We start from the raw sequence: 19,083 nt of genomic DNA on the forward strand, positions 1-19,083 counted from the left end.
TACCTATACATTCTGTGTAAAACTGGGGAGGAATTACTCATGACAGTGAGTGTAAGCGTTTTAGGTGCTTTAGCTGCATTGGTTGTGGCAATCGTTCTAATATTGAAAAAAGTACCGCCAGCCTACGGCATGATGATTGGTGCGTTAGTAGGTGGTTTAATCGGTGGTGTGAGTATGGTGGATACCATTACGCTGATGATGGATGGTGCCAAAGGGATGATTCCTGCTGTGCTTCGTATCTTGGCAGCAGGTGTGTTAGCAGGTGTATTGATTGAATCAGGCGCGGCGAAAAAGATTGCAGAGACGCTGGTTCAGAAAGCCGGTGAGACACGGGCATTACTCGCATTAGCATTAGCAACAATGGTTCTTACAGCGGTCGGCGTATTCGTGGATGTAGCTGTTATTACTGTAGCACCCATTGCATTAGCTATTGCACAACGTGCAAATCTTTCGAAATTGGCAATCCTGATCGCTATGATCGGCGGCGGTAAAGCCGGTAACATCATGTCACCTAACCCGAATGCGATTGCCGCATCAGATGCATTTCATATTCCATTAACTTCGTTGATGGCAGCAGGTATAATCCCAGCCGTATTCGGGATTATCGTAACGTACTTCATCGCAAAGCGTTTAAACAATAAAGGCAGTAAAGTAGAAGCTTCTGAGGTAACGAATAATCCGAATGAGCAGCTTCCAAGCTTCTTTACAGCCTTTCTAGCTCCACTTGTAGCCATTATCTTGTTATCCCTTCGTCCAATTGCAGGCATCGTAATCGATCCAGTTATCGCGCTTCCGGTAGGAGGTATCATAGGCGCCATTGCAATGGGAAGATTTAAGAAGTTAAATGAATTCGCTGTATTTGGTCTTGGTAAAATGACGGGTGTAGCCGTCATGTTAATCGGGACAGGTACACTAGCTGGTATCATTGCAAATTCGCAATTAAAGGATGTTATTATCGACGGCCTTACTGCATCTGGCCTACCGGCATACTTGCTTGCTCCAATCAGTGGTGCATTAATGTCTCTTGCAACAGCATCGACAACAGCAGGTACAGCCGTAGCAAGCTCTGTATTCGGCTCCACCATCATGGGACTTGGCGTAGCTTCGCTAGGAGCAGGGGCAATGATTCACTCTGGTGCGACTGTATTAGACCACATGCCTCATGGTAGCTTCTTCCACGCAACAGGTGGCAGTGTGAACATGCAGATGAAAGAGCGTCTGAAATTGATTCCTTATGAAACCGCAGTTGGTCTAACACTAGCGATCGTTTCGACATTAGTATTCGGTGTATTCCAATGGTTCCTATAACAACTGTCGAAGCATAAACAACACAAAAGGATGTGAAGAGCATGAAGTTTGTATTGGCACCAGATTCATTTAAAGAAAGTATGACTGCGATGGAAGCCTGTGAGGCCATAGAACGAGGACTTCGTTCCTCTTTTCCCGATGCAGAATATATTAAAGTTCCGATGGCAGATGGCGGCGAAGGTACGGTTCAGTCACTCGTCGATGCGACAGGCGGACGAATTGTACATTGTGACGTAACAGGGCCGCTCGGTCACCCTGTGAATGCATTTTATGGCATTATGGGAGATGGAAAGACCGCGATTATTGAGATGGCAGCTGCTTCTGGACTTGGACTTGTGCCGAAGGAAGAGCGTAATCCGTTGATCACCACGACAAAGGGTACAGGAGAGCTTATCGTTCATGCGCTGAATGCAGGCGTACGTTCCATTATTATGGGTCTTGGTGGCAGTGCAACCAACGATGGTGGTGTAGGCATGGCGCAGGCGCTTGGATTCCGCTTCCTGCGAGAAGATGGAACGGAGATTGGATACGGTGGAGGATCGCTAAGTGAAGTTACCCGTATTGATAGTGATCATGTAGATCCGAGACTCCAAGGTGTACAAGTGGTAGCCGCATGTGACGTAGACAATCCGTTAACTGGTGAGCGCGGGGCATCCGCCATCTTCGGTCCGCAAAAAGGTGCAACACCCGACATGGTGAAGCAATTGGATGCAAATCTTGCACGTTTAGCAAACATCATTGCGCGCGATCTCGGAAAAGATGTAAATGATACAGCAGGTGCGGGTGCTGCGGGTGGACTTGGTGCTGGCGTGATGGCCTTCCTAGGCGCCAAGTTGAAGCGAGGCGTTAACATCGTCGTCGATGCCATGAAGCTTGCGGATAAAGTGAAAGATGCGGATTATGTCATCACAGGCGAAGGGGGTATGGATAGCCAAACTGTCTATGGTAAAACACCGATTGGTGTTGCCAAAGTAGCACAAGCCGCTGGTGTACCTGTCATTGCCTTAGCGGGTTCCCTCGGTACTGGCGTAGAAGCCGTATACGAGCATGGTATCGATATGTTCTTCTCCATCGTGCCTGGGATATGTACGTTAGATAAAGCGCTCACCGATGCTTCCTTCAACATGGAGCGCACCGCGCGTAATATAGGGATATTAATCAAACATAGTAACCGTTAATCATAAGAAGAAACGAAGTTGTCGTCCATGAAAGACGTTAATCGTTTCTGGAGAAAATATAAGGATTTTTTAAAGCGTGGAATAATATATTACTATATATTTAAAAAAAGATCTGACCCGTGCATGAAGCCGAGTCAGATCTTTTATTTCGTCTTTGCAGGTAGTCTAGGTTTGTACTTCACCTAGTCTGAGCCTTTTCATCAATCCAATAAAGTTTAGGAGACTTGAGATTCCTTAGCAAGAACAGGTACGGTGTTATCCGCTACCTGCACATCATCCTTTGTCTTGGAGAGGACAATGTTCAGCACAATCGCTGTAAGCGAACCGGATACGATACCGTTTTGCAGCAGCATCCGAGCAAATTCAGGCAGCTCTGCGAACATTGCAGGAAGTGTCGCTGAACCTAAGCCAACAGCAATACTGCAAGCCGCAATCAGTAGATTACCATCCTTACGGAGATCCACATCGGATAGAATGGATATCCCGGAAACGGCAACCGATCCGAACATGACAATCATAGCTCCACCAAGTACGGCATTCGGTACAATCGTCGTCAAGGCAGCCAGCTTAGGAAGGAGTCCTAGTACAATCATGATCCCGCCAGCGGCAAAAATAACATTACGGGTCTTAATGCGAGACAGCGAAATCAAACCCACATTTTGGGAAAAAGCAGTGTATGGGAAAGCATTAAAAATTCCACCCAGCATAATCGCTACTCCCTCGGAACGTAGTCCGTTTACGATCTGCTTCTGTTCAACTTTCTGATCAATTACTTTACCAACTGCAAAATAAACCCCAGTAGACTCCACCATACTAACAATGTTAACGATGATCATAGTGAAGATTGCAGTAAGACTGAATTCAGGCCATCCGAAGTAGAACGGTTGTGCGATGCTTACCCAAGAAGCGTCACCTACCGTAGAAAAGTTAACGATGCCCATTCCATAAGCAATTGCAGTACCTACCACAAGACCTACCAGAACTGAGATCGAGCGCAGGAATCCGGTGGCGAAACGGTTAACTGCTAAAATGACAAGTAGTGTAATCAGTGCAAGCAACAAATTGCGGGGTTGTCCAAAATCAGCACTGCCTTCTCCGCCAGCAACGTTATTCATAGCTACTGGAATAAGAGATAACCCGATAATGGTCACGACAGAACCCGTTACAATGGTCGGGAAGAACTTCAGCAGCTTCCCATAAAGCGGGGCCGCAAGAACAACGAACAAACCGGAAATAATGATCGCACCGTACGCAGTCGCCAGATTATGTGTCGAGGCAATCGCAATAATCGGGCCAACGGCTGTAAAGGTACATCCAAGAATAACTGGGAGCCTGCTACCAAAATACTTGGTGCCCATTATTTGCAGCAGTGTAGCCAATCCGCAAGTGAACAAATCGGCTGCGATGAGGTAAGCCATTTGAGTCCCATTTAGCTTCAAGGCACCCCCAACAATCAGCGGTACAATTACTGCTCCTGCATACATGGCTAGGACATGCTGAAGTCCTAACGTAAATACCTTTTGCTTGCTTAACATCCCGCACTCTCCTTGATTTTCTCTAATGAGCTTTCATTATCAATGAAGTGAATTTCACCTGGTGACATAGATGCAATACGGGCCAAGGCATGGACTTCTATGCCTCTGTTCTCCAGAAGGCTCCGGCCTTCTTGGAAGCTCTTTTCAATGACACAACCGACACCAAGGAGCTCTGCTCCAGCCTCTTTCACGATATCTACCAGTCCTACAAGTGCGGCACCAGTAGCGAGGAAATCATCCACAATAAGCACTTTGTCATCCGGCCCAAGATATTTCTGAGAGACGCTGACCAGATAGTCCTCTTGGCGTGTAAAGGAATGCACAGGTGCTGAGTAGACAGCCTCTGAGAGCGTTACTGCTTTCTTTTTCTTCGCGTAAATAAACGGTACACCTAATGCAATCGCAGTAGCCATGGCGAACTGAATTCCACTAGCTTCAATAGTAATTACTTTCGTGATCGGTTGATGACCGAACAACTTTTTGAACTCCTGACCGATTTGCAGCGCTAGCTCCGTATCGACCTGATGATTCAGAAATGAATCTACCTTCAGTACCGTATCTGATAAAATAAGACCCTCTTGTCTAATGCGCTCTTGAAGTACTTTCATCGTGAACTGATCTCTCCTTCTTCATTAAAAAAACAAAAAAAGGACAAATCCCTTGAGTCGTTTCTCTCAAGTGAATCTGTCCTTCTGGGCTTTTGTCCCTTAGTGGTGTAACACTGCATAGTGTCCGCATCGCTCGGTCCAGACCTTTCCTCCAAAGAAGAAAGCGGAACCCTAGATGCGCTATTTCACTCATAGTCGGATAATTACGATGGTTATCCGGTAGAAACTTATGGGCCATATTCCCAAGATTATATGAGTTTGTTTTTAATGTTCGATATGAATACCTTGTATATCTTACACGCTCTGTCTGGTGCTTACAAGCAAAATTTTCAGTATTCCGCATACCATTTTCAGGTTATTTTCACGAAATTCAATGGTTTACATTTAGTAGTGGTTACTCCAAGATCTTCTGCGCCGTCTCTTCGGTTGTTACGAGTACATTCATATACCCGCCATTCAGCGCGCCCAAGATCCCCGAGACCTTCTCCAAAGATTCCGCTACACCAATAGCGTACCTCGCCCGCTTGATCTGCTCCAGCTCAATAGTCAGCGTTCGATCCGATATTGCTGTACGCACAGGCAATCCATTGCCGTCATAAAAACGCGAGCAAATATCACCAGCTACCTTCCCATCCTCCAGCTCATCAATCACAGCATCGCCATAAAATCCGCGCCATGCCTCTTCACCTTTAATTTCCGGTGATCCAATGCCGAATACAGCGATGTCCAGCTGATCCCATGCCTTGGCAATGGTCTGGTAATACTGCGAACGCATCAACTGATCTCGGGTCTCCTTTTGCTCCGTGATGGCTGGGACGTCAATCATTAATGAGCGTGCACCCCACTTTAAAGCCGCTTGATAGCAGATATTATTTACATGGTATCCGCTCTCCATCTTTCCAGATGGACCGCCCACCGTAGGTATACAGGTTACAAAAGGTCTCTGTGCGAGGGTCAGATTGTCTACAACAGCAGCTAAGCTGCTTCCCCAAGAGAAGCCTATCATATCTTTCGGCTGAACCACTTTCTCCAGCCATTTTGCACAAGCCCGTCCAATGGCTTTACGTTTGTTCACCCCTGACTGGGCCGTGTCTACCTCTACAACAATGGCTTCCTTCAGCCCGAACCGTTCTTTCAATTCCTGCTCCAGTGTACAATGATCTCCAATATCGTAATTGATCGTGATCGTAACGATACCTTCTTCACGGACTCTCTTCAGCATCCTACTTATGGTGGTGCGATATATGCCAAGTTCATTAGAAATTTCACTTTGCGTTAAATTCTGCTCATAATACATTTGTGCAATCTTAATGAGCAACTTTCTGTCTTCTTTTCGATCCATGATAGAACTCCTCGCTTTTTCAAGGATTTGACGGATTCAGAACCCCTCGTTATACTGTAGACGATTATTTTTGCACACTTTTTATTATATTGCACAAATGTGCTATTTATCAATTTTTTAATCAAACAATCAAAACAGGCGAGGTGCTAACTATGAACAATCTGAAGTGGGCAATCATAGGCCCGGGAAGTATCGCTAATGAATTTGCGGCTGCTCTAAATGACATCGGCGGAACTTTATATGCGGTAGGATCAAGGACCTTAGAGAAAGCCCAGGCGTTCGCGAGCCAATATGGAGCGGAGAAGGCTTATGGCAATTACAGCGAAATGCTGCAAGATCCAGAAATTGATGTCATCTACATCTCTACACCACATAGCAACCACTACGAATACATCATAGAAAGCTTGCAGAATAACAAACATGTCCTCTGTGAAAAGGCGATCACCGTAAATAGCAAACAACTGCAGGAAATCGCCAAGCTCGCTAAACAAAAAAGCTTAGTCGTCGCAGAAGCTATGACCATCTACCATATGCCACTGTACAAAAAGCTACGGAAAATCGTGGATGAAGGTAAGATCGGACGCCTCAAAATGGTGCAGGTCTCCTTTGGCAGCCATAAAGAATATGATGTGAACAACCGTTTCTTCAGCAAAGATTTGGCTGGAGGGGCGCTGCTGGATATTGGGACGTATGCCTTGTCCTTCACAAGATTCTTCCTGTCCAAACAGCCACAGGAAATTCTAACGACAGTGAAACGTTTTGAGACAGGCGTCGATGAACAATCCGGAATCATTCTGAACAACGATGCGGATGAAATGGCGGTCATCTCCCTGACCATGCGCTCCAAAATGCCTAAACGCGGCGTCGTTTCTGGAGAACTTGGCTTTATTACTGTAGACAATTTCCCACGGGCCTCTACAGCTACAATTCAATATTTAGATGGCACCCTAGAAACGATCGAAGCCGGCGATACTTCCAAAGCGCTGCAATACGAAATCGAGGATATGCAGCGCTATATCGCGGCAAACGGCAAACAGGAAACCCTCAAGCTCTCCTTAGACGTCATGGACATTATGAGTAATGTTAGAGAACAATGGGGAATCAAATACAGCTTCGAATAACATATTCGAACACAATCGATCAATCATCAAAGCGTTGGCATTCCCTTCAACTGAAGGAGACCCAACGTTTTTTATCGCGGATAATATTCTAGAAATGACTGACAATATCCTTAGGCCATATCTTATAGGTACTTTTTAGTACCTATAGCACTTTAAAGTACGTACTATACTTAAATGACTCATGCCTTCATAATTGCACTTACCGGCCGGTGATTAACAAAGTGTAGGAGTGAACGACATGTTGCTAGATCAAAAAAGAAGTACCCTGGCCCTCTTGGCTTTAGCCATAAGCGCCTTTGCGATCGGAACCACCGAGTTTATCAGTGTAGGGCTGCTGCCTTTAATCGCTGATGACCTGAATATACCGCTGACCACAGCTGGATTAACTGTTACTTTGTACGCTTTAGGGGTAACCTTTGGCGCCCCAATCTTAACGTCGCTGACCACCGCGATATCGCGCAAAACATTATTGCTTATCATTATGATTGTGTTTATTATCGGCAATAGCCTTGCCGCAGCTGCGGACAGTATTACAATTCTGCTAATAGCTAGAGTAATATCTGCCCTTTCGCATGGTCTGTTTATGTCGATTGCTTCGACCATTGCCGCTGACCTTGTACCTGAGAATCGTAAAGCCAGCGCTATTGCGATCATGTTCACAGGGCTAACCGTAGCTACTGTTACTGGTGTGCCACTGGGTACCTTTCTAGGGCAACAGTTAGGCTGGAGAGCTGCATTCATCGCCATTATTGCCATCGGGCTAATAGCGCTCATCGGTAATCTGATCTTGGTCCCTGCCACAGGGCTGCGCAAAGGAACCCGAACACCGCTTCGAGAACAAGTTAAACTCGTGACAAATGGACGGTTACTGCTTGCCTTCGCAATCACTGCTTTAGGGTATGGAGGTACCTTTGTAGTCTTTACTTATTTATCTCCACTTCTTCATGAAATCAGCGGTTTTAAAGAGAGTACCGTTGCCATCATCCTTCTTGTTTATGGCATAGCGATCGCCATCGGCAACGTCATTGGAGGCAAATTAGCCAACCGTAACCCTATGAATGCCCTATTCTATATGTTTGCTATACAAGCTGTTGTACTGTTCGTCTTAACCTTTACCGCACCCTTTAAAGTGGCTGCACTACTTACGATCTTCTTTATGGGGGTGTTAGCTTTCATGAACGTACCTGGTCTACAAGTACACGTAGTTACACTTGCAGATCGATACGCTCCGAGTGCGAGAGATGTGGCATCTGCACTGAATATTGCTGCTTTTAACGCTGGTATTGCCATCGGGGCTTATCTTGGCGGTATCGTCACCGATCATATGGGACTGATTCATACCACTTGGGTGGGTGCTATAATGGTTCTATCCGCTGTATTCCTAAGCGCTTGGAGTCGTTCGCTGGAGAAGAAAGATGAGACTCTTCTCCAGTCTGAGGCTGCTTAATCAGCCTTGCATTAACCTACCAATCAATCTTTTAAATATCTCAGGAGGTAATCTTATTATGGCTCAACATCTACAGGATACAACTGCATTACACAACGGGGTAAACATGCCTTGGCTTGGCCTTGGTGTATTTCAAGTCGAAGAAGGCTCTGAGCTGATCCAAGCGGTCAAATCTGCTATTGCACACGGCTACCGCAGCATCGATACAGCAGCGATCTATCAGAATGAGACTGGCGTAGGTCAAGCAATCAAAGAAGCTTTGCAGGACAACAACCTGTCCAGAGAAGAGCTCTTCGTAACTTCAAAGGTCTGGACTGCAGATATGGGCTACGAAGAAACCATTGCCGCCTACGAAGCAAGCCTAGCTAAGCTTGGACTTGAATACCTTGATCTATATCTTATCCACTGGCCTGTAAAAGGAAAATATAAAGAGACTTGGAGAGCACTTGAAACCTTGTATAAAGAGGGACGCGTAAAAGCGATTGGGGTCAGCAATTTCCAGATCCATCATCTTGAAGATGTGATGAAGGATGCGGAAATTAAGCCGATGGTAAACCAAGTGGAGCTCCATCCTTATTTGAGTCAGCAAGCACTGCTTAGCTTCTGCCAGGAACAGGGAATTCAATTGGAGGCTTGGTCTCCATTAATGCAAGGGCAATTGTTGGATCAGCCTGTACTGAAACAAATTGCAGCTAAACACAGTAAATCCGTAGCTCAAGTGATTATCCGTTGGGACCTGCAGCGTGGAATTATTACCATTCCAAAGTCTACTAAAGAGCACCGGATCATCGAAAACGTAGATGTGTTTGATTTTCTGTTAACAGAAGAGGATATGAATCTAATCAACGCCCTGAACCAAGATCAACGGGTAGGTCCTGACCCTGATAATTTCGACTTCTAAGAAATTAACCACTATATTAAGTAACAGTAAAAAAAGACCCTATCTTTCAGAAATGAAAGAGGGGTCTTTTTTGTCTTTACGCCCCTTGCACTAGCACAATAAGGATCGGCAACACAAGAAAGGAAGCAAGCGTCGTCCATAAAATACATTTGGATACCAGCGCTGGAGAGGCGTCAAATCGTTCCGCTAATACCACCGCGTTGACGGCAACTGGCATGGAGGCCAGAATCAGCAGCACAGAGAATAAAATACCATCAATATGCAGAATAGATAATCCGAGGTATGCCACTAGTGGAGCTAAGATTAATCGAATGATCATCGCTGTCCAAAAAGTAGACTGACCCTTACGTTCAGATGACATGGTTCGTACTTTGACCATCTGTGCACCCAGAATCGCCAGTACGACTGGTGAATAACCTCCGGCAACCATGGAGACCCCTGTTGCAAGCTCAGAAGGTAAATGCAGGTCAAATATTCTAAGAAAAAGTGCTAGCATAGCTGCATAGATGGCAGGGAGAGAGAACACGGACTTTACCGCATTTTTCACCGAGAACTGCGATCTAGCCGCAAAATAAACGCCCACAGTATTCACGATAATCATCTGCCCAATCACATACACAGAAGCCTTATCGAGCCCAAGCTGTCCGAAAGCCAGCAACACCAAGGGAAGTCCATAATTCACACTATTCGTAAATGTCGAGACCAGAGTCAATCCCGACATTTCAGAGGGGCCGAGCTTCAATAACTTTCCGATGATATTTGCAATCGCCCATAAAAAGCACAGATTTAGCAGCGAAAAAGCGAGCGTCTTGTAAATATCATCCATAGAAATCTCGGCCGTAGCCAGTGTATTAAGAATAATAGCCGGCGTTAAAAAGTATAAATAGAGCGTCAATAACGGCTTAGTATCCAAATTCTTAAACCGTCCAAGCAGTGCACCGACGATCACCGGAATGGATAATGGCACGATGACTTGATACAACGTTGATAACACGCTCTGGATCATGAACAGTACTCCTCTGCTCTAAGTTACTCTAAACTATAAGCGCAACAGAGCAAGACGTCTAAGATATGAAATCAATATACACAATAGCCATTACCTATAATTAAAAAAGGTCTCAACCCCTATAACGGGGTCGAGACCTTTTTAGCATGTGTTACATCATTTTGATTTCAAGCAATTCATATTTGATGATACCCATTGGTGCGTTTACACTAACGATATCCCCGACTTTTTTACCCAGTAATTCCTTGCCTAGCGGACTTTCATAGGAAATCTTGTTGTTTAGGACATCTGCTTCAGCAGCCCCTACAATTCTATATTCAATCTTCTCGGAGTATTCGATATCGTTCAGGGTAACGATACAACCCATACTAACCTTTGACAGATCCATCTGACTCTCATCTACGATCTTGGCTTTGGTCAGCATTTTCTCCAAAATCATAATACGAGTCTCCATGAACGATTGGTCGTCCTTGGCCGAATGGTACTCGCTATTCTCCTTCAAGTCTCCATAGCTGATTGCCAATTTGAGCCGTGCTGCCAATTCCTTGCGCCCTGGGCCCTTCAATTCCTTCAGTTCTTCCTCTAATTGAGCCAATCCTTCTTTGGTCAAGAACACTTCTTCATTAGACATGTATACAACTCCTATTTTGGATGCTTTCTAATATTTTAACCTATATTTCACATTCATGCGAAAATAAAAATCCCTGCCACAATTGAACATTGGGCAAGGATGTCAATGCTGCATCATTATTCTGGCAAATGCTCTTTACAGAAAAGGAGTAATGCTGCTTCCTCGTCCTCTTCCATATCAAAGTCAAGCAACTGACCTGTTGTTGTCTCCTGTAGATCATAACTCACGATGCTAACTTGATCTTCATCCACTTTAATAATCGCTCTAGCGGAAACTCCATTCTCTACATAGAGCTCATCATCTTCTGGAACATCCAGCTGAACCACGAATTCATACCGTTTACCGGTTAGTATACCAAAAGGATCTTTAACATTCTCCACGTTGTAGCTTGTAAATGTCAACATTGCTCAATCAACCTCTTTTCCTAATACCTGCCACGTCATTGTATCACAAAAAGCTGCATGAAGGGGTCGCCCGTCCCTCAAGCCATAGCTTTCGACTTCTTGATCTGCTTGCTTCGCAATTGTCCGCAGGCAGCATCAATATCTACACCATGCTCCAGACGAGTACTTACGCTGACGCCCTGCTTCTTCAAGGTATCAAAAAAGGCTCGTACGGTCTCCCGCTCGCTTCTTTGATATTGACTGTGCTCATCGACTGGATTATAAGGAATCAAGTTCACATTGACGAGCTGGCGCCGGTCGCCGATTAGCTCGGTCAGCTCAAGCGCATGCTCCTTGCCGTCATTTACATCCTTCATTAGAATGTATTCTAACGTAATTCTGCGATTTGTTTTTTCCAAATAATAATCTATGGACTCCATTAGCTTCTCAATTGGAATGGCCTTGTTAATCTTCATAATCTTCGTCCGCAGCTCATTATTAGGCGCGTGAAGCGATACTGCCAAGTTCACCTGTGTATTCGCATCGGCAAATTCAACGATTTTGTTAGCAAGCCCACTCGTTGATACAGTAATGCCTCTTCCTGCGATGGCTAGTCCCTTATGGTCCTTAATAATCGATAAGAAATCGAGCAGGTTCTTGAAGTTGTCGAATGGTTCGCCAATTCCCATGACTACAACGTGACTAACCTTTTGTTCGAGGTTTGCTGCATCCAAATGCTGCTGAACCTTCATAATCTGCTCTACAATTTCACCGCTGGAAAGATCACGACTTTTCGCTAACAGTCCACTAGCACAAAAGCTGCAGCCGATATTACATCCAACCTGAGTAGTGACACATACGGACAAACCGTATTTCTGTCTCATGAGCACCGTCTCGATCAGGTTGCCATCCTTCAAACGGAATAGGAACTTGATCGTCCCATCCGCAGACTCCTGCTTCACATGTTCTTCCAACGTATGGATCACATAGTGCTGCTCCAATAATTCTACACAATCTTTATTTACATCGAGCATTTCTGAGAATTCTGTAATCCGCTTCCGATAAAGCCAATCCCAGACCTGCGTAGCTCGAAATTTTTTATGTCCACGTTCTAACAGCCATGCCGCCAGTTGATCAAAAGTTAATCCATAAATGGATTCCATATTCATTCGTTATCCTCTTTTCAAAACATTAAAGTTCAGTCCATCACTACTCATTGTCTCAAATTTTTTTTATTTAAACAAGGGGAGTTGTAGCGAAGCGTCGAAGTTTACACCATTAGAAGTCCGTTCTATGAAATTACATCTGAGGAGAGATCGAATCAAATGAGCTCAACCACAATAAAAATCATCGGTTTTGCCCTTCTAGCTGCCGTTCTAATCTTTGGTGGCTTTTTACTGTATATTACCATTACCGATTATAAGCCCAAGGAGACTACTCCATTAACGGTAAACCATAATCAGGAACAAATGATGAAGCAGGGAGAACCTTTTGCAATAACAACCTTTAATATTGGCTATGCTGGGCTGGATAAGGATCAGGATTTCTTTATGGATGGCGGGACCAAATCACGTTCAAGCAGCGAGGAACAAACGAGGACAAATCTTGAGGCAATAGCCTCTCTAATGACCACTTCAGGCTCAGATTTATTTATGTTGCAGGAGGTAGATCTCGGTTCTTCTCGTAGCAACCATATAGATGAGGTCTCCTTGTTATCGAATACCTTCTCTGATTACAGCAACGTATTCGCAACGAACTACAAGGTGCCTTGGGTACCGATTCCCGTTCTTGATCCGATGGGCTCAGTAAATAGCGGTTTATTAACCTTATCTAAATTCAGTAGCACAAGTAACGTTAGATATGATCTTCCGGGAAAAGAAAGCTGGCCTCGTCAACTGTTTGAACTTGACCGCGCCTTTTTGGAGAGCAGATTCCCCGTCGATAACGGGAAAGAACTGATCCTGATCAACCTCCATTTATCAGCCTTTGACCAAGGGGGAACGATTCGCAAGCAGCAATTAGAATATCTTTCTACTTATATTCAGAGAGAGAATGATAAAGGCAATTACCTCATCTTAGGCGGAGACTGGAATCATTCTTTACCGGGCACAACCCCTGAGGCCTTTGAGACTACACAAGCTTGGCCAGAATGGCTGCAGCAGTTCCCTGAAGATTTCAAACCGGAGGGCTTTCAATGGGCTGTCGATGCTAAAGTGCCGTCCGTCCGGACACTTGATGTAGCTTATTCAGAGGGTGTAAATTTCCGGGCTGTAATTGATGGCTTCCTTGTTTCACCGAATATCACAATTAGCGGCGTACAGGGCCATGACCTATCTTTTGAACACAGCGATCATAACCCTGTAACAGCTACTCTTATTCTAAGATAAACCCAATCATGGATCATTGATGTTATTTAAAAATGACGAATTTCATGTTTTTCCCTTTTAGATACTGAATGATAGCAGGCAATGCCTCTACGGTAATTTTCTTTTCATGAAAAAGATATACAGCACCGGACGGATCAGTATGATGAACAAATTGAATGACGTCTTCTGGGATCTTGCGTCTCCAATCCTCGGAATCACGATTCCATAACAATACTTTCATCTGCTGTTCTGTCACTTTGGCTGCTAACTTATCATTAATCGCACCATATGGCGGCCGAAAAACCGTAATCGGCGATTGAATGATTTGCTCCAATGCCCGGTTAGCCTTCGCCAAATTATTCTGATTCTCGTTAGCCCCATTGTCGGTCATCTTGCTATGATCCCACGAATGACTTCCAATCGACATCTGATGTTCACTCGCATACTTAACCGCTTCCACATTATGAGCGACCTTATTCCCAACAAATAAAAAGGTGGCTGCCACCTCATGTTCTACTAGAATATCTACGATTTCTTTCGTATACTTCGACGGACCATCATCAAATGACAAGGCCACGTAACCTTTCGGCAGGCTATAGGTGTATTTATTCCCGGTTAATTTAATCTCCTCATACCGCTGTGTTTGTTCTTGAGGAGGCTCTGTAGGTTCTGGTGTAGGTTTAGAAGGTTCTGGCGTAGGCTCAGACTCCTCTTGCTGGCTAGGGGTCGCTTCTATCTTACCAATAGGAGGAATGAACGGTAGAGAGACTATTTTCTCGATCCCCTCAGCGCTGGCGCCTAGTGAGGGACCTTCCAATCCTTCTGCACGGTCCATATCTTGACCACCCATTCGAAGAGACAACAATACAACTACTAAACAAGCGAACATGATACTCTGCAGTCTAAGTCTTCCAACCCGTTTTTTTCTCTTCTTTCTTAGCCTGCGTGCTGGAGGTATAGAGGGTGGCGTAGTTTCAACAGTAATCTCTTCCTGTACATGGGGATCGTTCACTTGCTTTAATTGAAGAAGCTGAGACACATAATATTCAGAACAGGCAAAATACATGGTTTCGCTGAAGGTTTGATTCATAATAATCAGTGTGCTGTAATAACTGTTGCGAAATGGATCCCACTTCGGATACAATGACAATCTCATTCTTTCCCCGAAAAAGGGAGCCAACGCGTTTAGTTGTTCATATGTAAATTCGTCTATGTTTAGCATGCGTCTGGCATACCCAATATCACGGGTTAAACCTACTTCAATCTGATAACCGGCCTGTTCATGCTCAAGCGACAGCAACTCAATCATTAGAACAGTGCTCGGTTCATTCATTGCCATGAATCTTATGTATCTCCGTTATCGTCATTTCGTCCCGCCAGTGTGCTTCCATTCCCAAAAGGAACGGTCATACGATTGGTAAAATCGCTGATCATACCGGAGAGATATGCTTTTTCTTGGCGGATCGTATCGTATTTCTGTCTTAAATGCGCGTTCTCAGTTTCAATCCGTCCGAGCTTCTCTTCCAGATCATTCATCTTCTTGAGCTTCTCTGCATGAGCTTCGTTATGCTTTTGGATCAGATTTACATACTTTTGATGCTCCAGATCGATCGTACTCTTTAATTCTTCAATCTCTACAGTGAGGGTAGTCTGAAGCTCCCGATAATCTTCCAGCACTTGATCGACTTTCAGATTCTTCTCAATCAATTTATGCTCGAGCTCTCGAACGTTCTTCTCTCTTTCCTCAATCACTTTATTGAGATTCTTCATGTCCCGGTTCAAACGTTCAACATGGCTGCTGGAATGAGTCAACCGATCCTGAAGTTCATTAATATTCGTCTCAGCATGCTGTCTGGCCTGAATGATCTGCTCCACGGAGAAGATCAAATCGAGTGATTTTTTATCAAGCGGCGCTTTCCCTGTAGTAACCACTCCTGCTAAAGTCTCGCCAGCAATCTGTTCCTCTACTTCCTCGCCCTGCTCTTCTGATAATTGCACCTTTTGAACCATACCCGGTTTGGACTGCTTATCCACTGAATCTTTCTTTTTAAAAAAGGGAGAAATCATTGATCTTATCACCTCAATTATAAAAAAATGTCAAAAAATGTCGAGTGCCCACGAGTCTATTATAGTTTACTTGTCTTGTCTGTAAGTGAGCCTTTATATCTAACTTTTTGAATTGGATCAAAAGACCTAAATTCTTGCCAACAACAAGAAAAAAGCACCCTTGCGGGTGCTCTGGTTTTAATTAAATTTATCGGGGAATTGTTTAACAATACCTTCGGTTAGTATATCTCCAAACATAATCATATGCTCCAGCCCTTTATCGAAAGCGACGATCTCGGCATCCCAATCCTTTTTAGCTCTAGCTGTCACATCATCCGTTATTAGCTCCAAATGTTCATGAAACATCTCTTTCAATTGTTCATACGAATATTTGGGATTCTGTGCGCTAAGGAACTTAGCAATGTCGTCAGCGTTGTCATACCACTCTTTATTGTATTTTTCCAAATCCGCCTGATTACCTGCTAGTACAGCAGCAACTACCTTTCCAGCAATGAGGATATGCTCCCGCAATAATTGAGCTAGCTTATCTCCTACTGCCTCACCGTAATACGGCTTATAAACATTGCCTATCTCCTGCTGATTCTGTAGCAATCTCGCCAGTACCTTCTCTTTGTCCTCGGAATTCGCAAAGGCGCTAACTATGTAGTTTTTCGTCCATATCACATGGTCACTCCATAGTTTCCTAAGATTATCTTTAAGCTCTATTACGGAGGGTGTTAAGCATTGCTTATGTGAGCTTTTTTTCTCTTTCACTGCAGCATCGGCAGTTACGGGCATTATACTAACAACAAGAAACATACACAACAAAGTTAGCTTTGCAATCAAAAACTTAGGCTTCAATATGACCTATCTCCTTTTAAGCATTTATTAACTATCTTGCATAGTGTGTACCGATACTCTTATTTCATTCCTATTTTCTTTTAAGCACAAAAAAAGCACCGTCATTAGACGGCGCCTCTTCCTTAAACTTATCTGAACATCACTTTATCTACATTGTATTTAGACTTTAATTCATTAATGATATACGTTTCGTAGATCTCTCTATGAACAGGGCTCTCGATTAAACTTACATCAATTCTGGTGACCTCGTCTCGATGCAGCTTAATATCAGATACGGTATCTTCAAAATGTTTTTTGATTCTGGGTCTTAGCTTTCTCGCTTTACCTACAAACAACAACTCATCTTGGTCATTGTAGAACATAAAGATACCACCGTAATCTCTTGGAATAAGATGGAAATCAGTGAATCCATAGATATTGCTTAACTGCGGGTTGATTTGTTTAGTAATACTAACATCCACATTGGGCATTGTTATGTTGATCATTTTAGCTCACGTCCTCTTTCTATATAGGAGTAAATAGTATCATAAGTTTGCCTTTTATTCTATCTTTCACAATGAGCCTGGCTCTTTATTCTGCCTTGGACTGACGACTCTTTAGAGCTTGAACAGTCTCTGTTATCCCTTGCTCAAAAGGAGTAGCGGGAATTGGACCCACAACACGCTCGTATTTACCACCGCTTAGGACCACAGGCTCTTTGGTTAAATACAGCATCTCAACGATCTCTTTCATGACTGGAACAAATACACCGAGCAGCGATAGTCCAGCCTTTCCTAAAGAGATAACGGGCTTCTTAGAGCCGCTTGCTGCTTGCGCTATTCTAACGATATCTCGCCCTGAGATTGTGCCTGCCCCCGGAATGTTCCAATTCTGACCATAAGCCTCATCTCTAATAGCGAGCTCAACAATCATGACAGCGGCATCCGGCAAATACACATACTCACGGGCAACGGTCATATTCCCGATGAACACTGCAGGTTTACCCGCAGCGATGGACGCCAGAGTCGATCCTAAATAGGAAGCCTCATTGGCGGTAGGTCCATAATAATCCGGTAAACGGACAATGAGCCGCTGTGCTTTACTCCAACGCTGGCTAAAAAACATTTGTTCAAACTCAAGTTTCACTTTACCTTTTTTTGTATGTGGATTCTTCGGATGTTCCTCGTCGATTGGCTTGTCATTCTGTCTTCTTCCATAAGGATAAATGCCATCCACTGCGACAACCTTTATCCCCAGCTTATTAGCCGCCTCCATGACCGCCTCTCCCATAGGTAACAGTCGTGTGCTCATTTCATTATACGGAATAGATGCACTATGAAAAATAACATCCACATCCTGTGCAGCTGATAATATATCCTTCGTATTAAATACGTCCCCTGCCATTAGCTTAAGAGCGGCGGGATTACCCAGCTTTGCTGCCAGCTTCTCCAGCTTGGGAATCGATCGCCCAAAGGCCACCGTTTCTATCCCTCTTTTTAATAATTCAGCGATAATTACCGTCCCTGTTCCCCCGGTTGCACCAAGCACAAGCGCTTTTGTTAACATAATCATTCCTCCTATTATTGTTATTGATTAATCACTAACTAGTACTCAGACATCTAAGAACCGAAGCTCTTAGATGTTACAACGTATCTTCACCTCTAGGACTCTTTCCGATGTTTCGGCTTCAACTCTGGCATTCCAAGGGCCATAGAAATATTGCAGAGCATACCATTGGCCATAAAGGTGCTTACCTCTACTTCAGGCTGCTCGATGCCAGCAGCGACAAACTTCCCGTGCACAACGTTGGTGATCTCCAGCATTCCCTTTTGCATGGCTTCACGAATGATTTCATCGCGAATCCCTAACCCCTGAACTTGCAAAATAATTTCATTCGGATGTGTCTCCATCAACAACTCGTATACTTTAATACTTTCTTTTAACACTTGATCTGCGGGGGCTTCTACGCCTTTAAATGATCGAATAATCCGCTCAAAAGCCCGTTCCAGGGAAGCGACAAACAATTCTTCTTTGTTCTTGAACACCTTGAACACATAGGGCTGAGAAATACCTACCTTTTCCGCAACCTGTGCTGTTGTAGCTCGGTAGTAGCCATTCTCGGCGAATACAACAACCGCTGCCTCCAAGATTTGTTCTCGGCGGTTTACGGTGACCGATTCATCCGATTTCTTGCGACCGGAACTAGATTCTGTTGTCATGATAATCTCCTTACGTAACCTAGATCTAATTAGGTTATTGATCAATCACTTTCTTGATTAGAGTATATGCTCATCTCCTAAATAATGCAACTTAAAATCAACTATAATTTTTAACAACTTTCATCCGTACTGAAAATACAGTAAAAGTTAAT

At 44.1% G+C, this 19,083-nt stretch carries 19 protein-coding genes and 1 riboswitch; of the genes, 6 read left to right on the forward strand and 13 right to left on the reverse strand.

Annotated features, from left to right (window positions below):
- Positions 1–39: 39 nt before the first annotated feature.
- Together ACWNM1_RS01125 and ACWNM1_RS01130 are read left to right on the forward strand one after the other, a co-directional pair.
- Entirely contained in the window at positions 40–1,308 is a 1,269-nt protein-coding gene (locus ACWNM1_RS01125) for a GntP family permease (RefSeq protein WP_449599245.1), read from the forward strand.
- A 41-nt stretch (positions 1,309–1,349) separates the two neighbouring features.
- The gene (locus ACWNM1_RS01130; protein WP_449599246.1) at positions 1,350–2,486 is read left to right on the forward strand and encodes a glycerate kinase; all 1,137 of its coding nucleotides are present in this window, start codon (positions 1,350–1,352) and stop codon (positions 2,484–2,486) included.
- Between the two features lie 215 nt (positions 2,487–2,701).
- Here ACWNM1_RS01130 and ACWNM1_RS01135 read toward each other — a convergent pair whose 3' ends face one another.
- From ACWNM1_RS01135 to ACWNM1_RS01145, 3 genes are all read right to left on the reverse strand, one after another.
- Positions 2,702–4,021, reverse strand: a complete 1,320-nt coding sequence (locus tag ACWNM1_RS01135; RefSeq protein WP_076121591.1) for a nucleobase:cation symporter-2 family protein — start codon at positions 4,019–4,021, stop codon at positions 2,702–2,704.
- Positions 4,015–4,629 carry a xanthine phosphoribosyltransferase gene (locus ACWNM1_RS01140; protein WP_375104302.1) on the reverse strand — a complete coding sequence of 205 codons (615 nt, stop codon included), beginning with the start codon at positions 4,627–4,629 and terminating at the stop codon, positions 4,015–4,017. Before ACWNM1_RS01140 ends, ACWNM1_RS01135 begins: the two co-directional genes overlap by 7 nt.
- 172 nt (positions 4,630–4,801) lie before the next feature.
- Positions 4,802–4,905, reverse strand: a riboswitch (purine riboswitch).
- A 118-nt stretch (positions 4,906–5,023) separates the two neighbouring features.
- Positions 5,024–5,971, reverse strand: coding sequence for a sugar-binding transcriptional regulator (locus ACWNM1_RS01145; protein ID WP_449599247.1), 948 nt, complete (start codon positions 5,969–5,971; stop codon positions 5,024–5,026).
- Positions 5,972–6,123: 152 nt separating this feature from the next.
- On the opposite strand from ACWNM1_RS01145, the gene ACWNM1_RS01150 reads away from it, so the two are divergent.
- From ACWNM1_RS01150 to ACWNM1_RS01160, 3 genes are all read left to right on the forward strand, one after another.
- A complete protein-coding gene (locus ACWNM1_RS01150; protein ID WP_449599248.1) occupies positions 6,124–7,092 on the forward strand; it encodes a Gfo/Idh/MocA family protein in 969 nt (322 codons plus the stop codon).
- 238 nt (positions 7,093–7,330) lie between these two features.
- Positions 7,331–8,539, forward strand: a complete 1,209-nt coding sequence (locus ACWNM1_RS01155) for an MFS transporter (protein WP_449599249.1) — start codon at positions 7,331–7,333, stop codon at positions 8,537–8,539.
- Positions 8,540–8,597: 58 nt separating this feature from the next.
- Positions 8,598–9,440 (forward strand): aldo/keto reductase, encoded by an 843-nt coding sequence (locus ACWNM1_RS01160; RefSeq protein WP_339243952.1) that lies wholly within the window; start codon positions 8,598–8,600, stop codon positions 9,438–9,440.
- 76 nt (positions 9,441–9,516) lie between these two features.
- Here ACWNM1_RS01160 and ACWNM1_RS01165 read toward each other — a convergent pair whose 3' ends face one another.
- The 4 genes from ACWNM1_RS01165 to rlmN all read right to left on the reverse strand — a co-directional run bounded on the left by ACWNM1_RS01165 (position 9,517) and on the right by rlmN (position 12,629).
- Positions 9,517–10,446: an AEC family transporter gene (locus ACWNM1_RS01165; RefSeq protein ID WP_449599251.1), complete on the reverse strand. Its 930-nt coding sequence runs from the start codon at positions 10,444–10,446 to the stop codon at positions 9,517–9,519.
- A gap of 151 nt (positions 10,447–10,597) precedes the next feature.
- Entirely contained in the window at positions 10,598–11,077 is a 480-nt protein-coding gene (gene greA, locus ACWNM1_RS01170; RefSeq protein ID WP_042131553.1) for a transcription elongation factor GreA, read from the reverse strand.
- Positions 11,078–11,193: 116 nt separating this feature from the next.
- A complete protein-coding gene (locus ACWNM1_RS01175; protein ID WP_042192802.1) occupies positions 11,194–11,481 on the reverse strand; it encodes a DUF6509 family protein in 288 nt (95 codons plus the stop codon).
- 77 nt (positions 11,482–11,558) lie between these two features.
- Positions 11,559–12,629, reverse strand: coding sequence for a 23S rRNA (adenine(2503)-C(2))-methyltransferase RlmN (gene rlmN, locus ACWNM1_RS01180; protein WP_042131555.1), 1,071 nt, complete (start codon positions 12,627–12,629; stop codon positions 11,559–11,561).
- Between the two features lie 156 nt (positions 12,630–12,785).
- On the opposite strand from rlmN, the gene ACWNM1_RS01185 reads away from it, so the two are divergent.
- Entirely contained in the window at positions 12,786–13,847 is a 1,062-nt protein-coding gene (locus ACWNM1_RS01185) for an endonuclease/exonuclease/phosphatase family protein (RefSeq protein WP_449599252.1), read from the forward strand.
- Between the two features lie 22 nt (positions 13,848–13,869).
- Here ACWNM1_RS01185 and ACWNM1_RS01190 read toward each other — a convergent pair whose 3' ends face one another.
- From ACWNM1_RS01190 to ACWNM1_RS01215, 6 genes are all read right to left on the reverse strand, one after another.
- A complete protein-coding gene (locus ACWNM1_RS01190; protein ID WP_449599254.1) occupies positions 13,870–15,165 on the reverse strand; it encodes a polysaccharide deacetylase family protein in 1,296 nt (431 codons plus the stop codon).
- A 5-nt stretch (positions 15,166–15,170) separates the two neighbouring features.
- Complete coding sequence (locus ACWNM1_RS01195) at positions 15,171–15,893, reverse strand: hypothetical protein (protein ID WP_449599255.1); 723 nt, start codon at positions 15,891–15,893, stop codon at positions 15,171–15,173.
- 177 nt (positions 15,894–16,070) lie between these two features.
- A complete protein-coding gene (locus ACWNM1_RS01200; protein ID WP_449599256.1) occupies positions 16,071–16,733 on the reverse strand; it encodes a glycosyltransferase in 663 nt (220 codons plus the stop codon).
- 128 nt (positions 16,734–16,861) lie between these two features.
- Positions 16,862–17,218 carry a nucleotide excision repair endonuclease gene (locus tag ACWNM1_RS01205; RefSeq protein ID WP_042192814.1) on the reverse strand — a complete coding sequence of 119 codons (357 nt, stop codon included), beginning with the start codon at positions 17,216–17,218 and terminating at the stop codon, positions 16,862–16,864.
- Positions 17,219–17,303: 85 nt separating this feature from the next.
- A complete protein-coding gene (locus ACWNM1_RS01210; RefSeq protein ID WP_449599257.1) occupies positions 17,304–18,284 on the reverse strand; it encodes an NAD-dependent epimerase/dehydratase family protein in 981 nt (326 codons plus the stop codon).
- A gap of 89 nt (positions 18,285–18,373) precedes the next feature.
- On the reverse strand, positions 18,374–18,931 hold the full coding sequence (locus ACWNM1_RS01215) for a TetR/AcrR family transcriptional regulator (protein ID WP_341051182.1): 558 nt from the start codon (positions 18,929–18,931) through the stop codon (positions 18,374–18,376).
- Between the last annotated feature and the right edge of the window lie 152 nt (positions 18,932–19,083).

This window comes from Paenibacillus sp. Marseille-Q9583, from assembly GCF_976954365.1.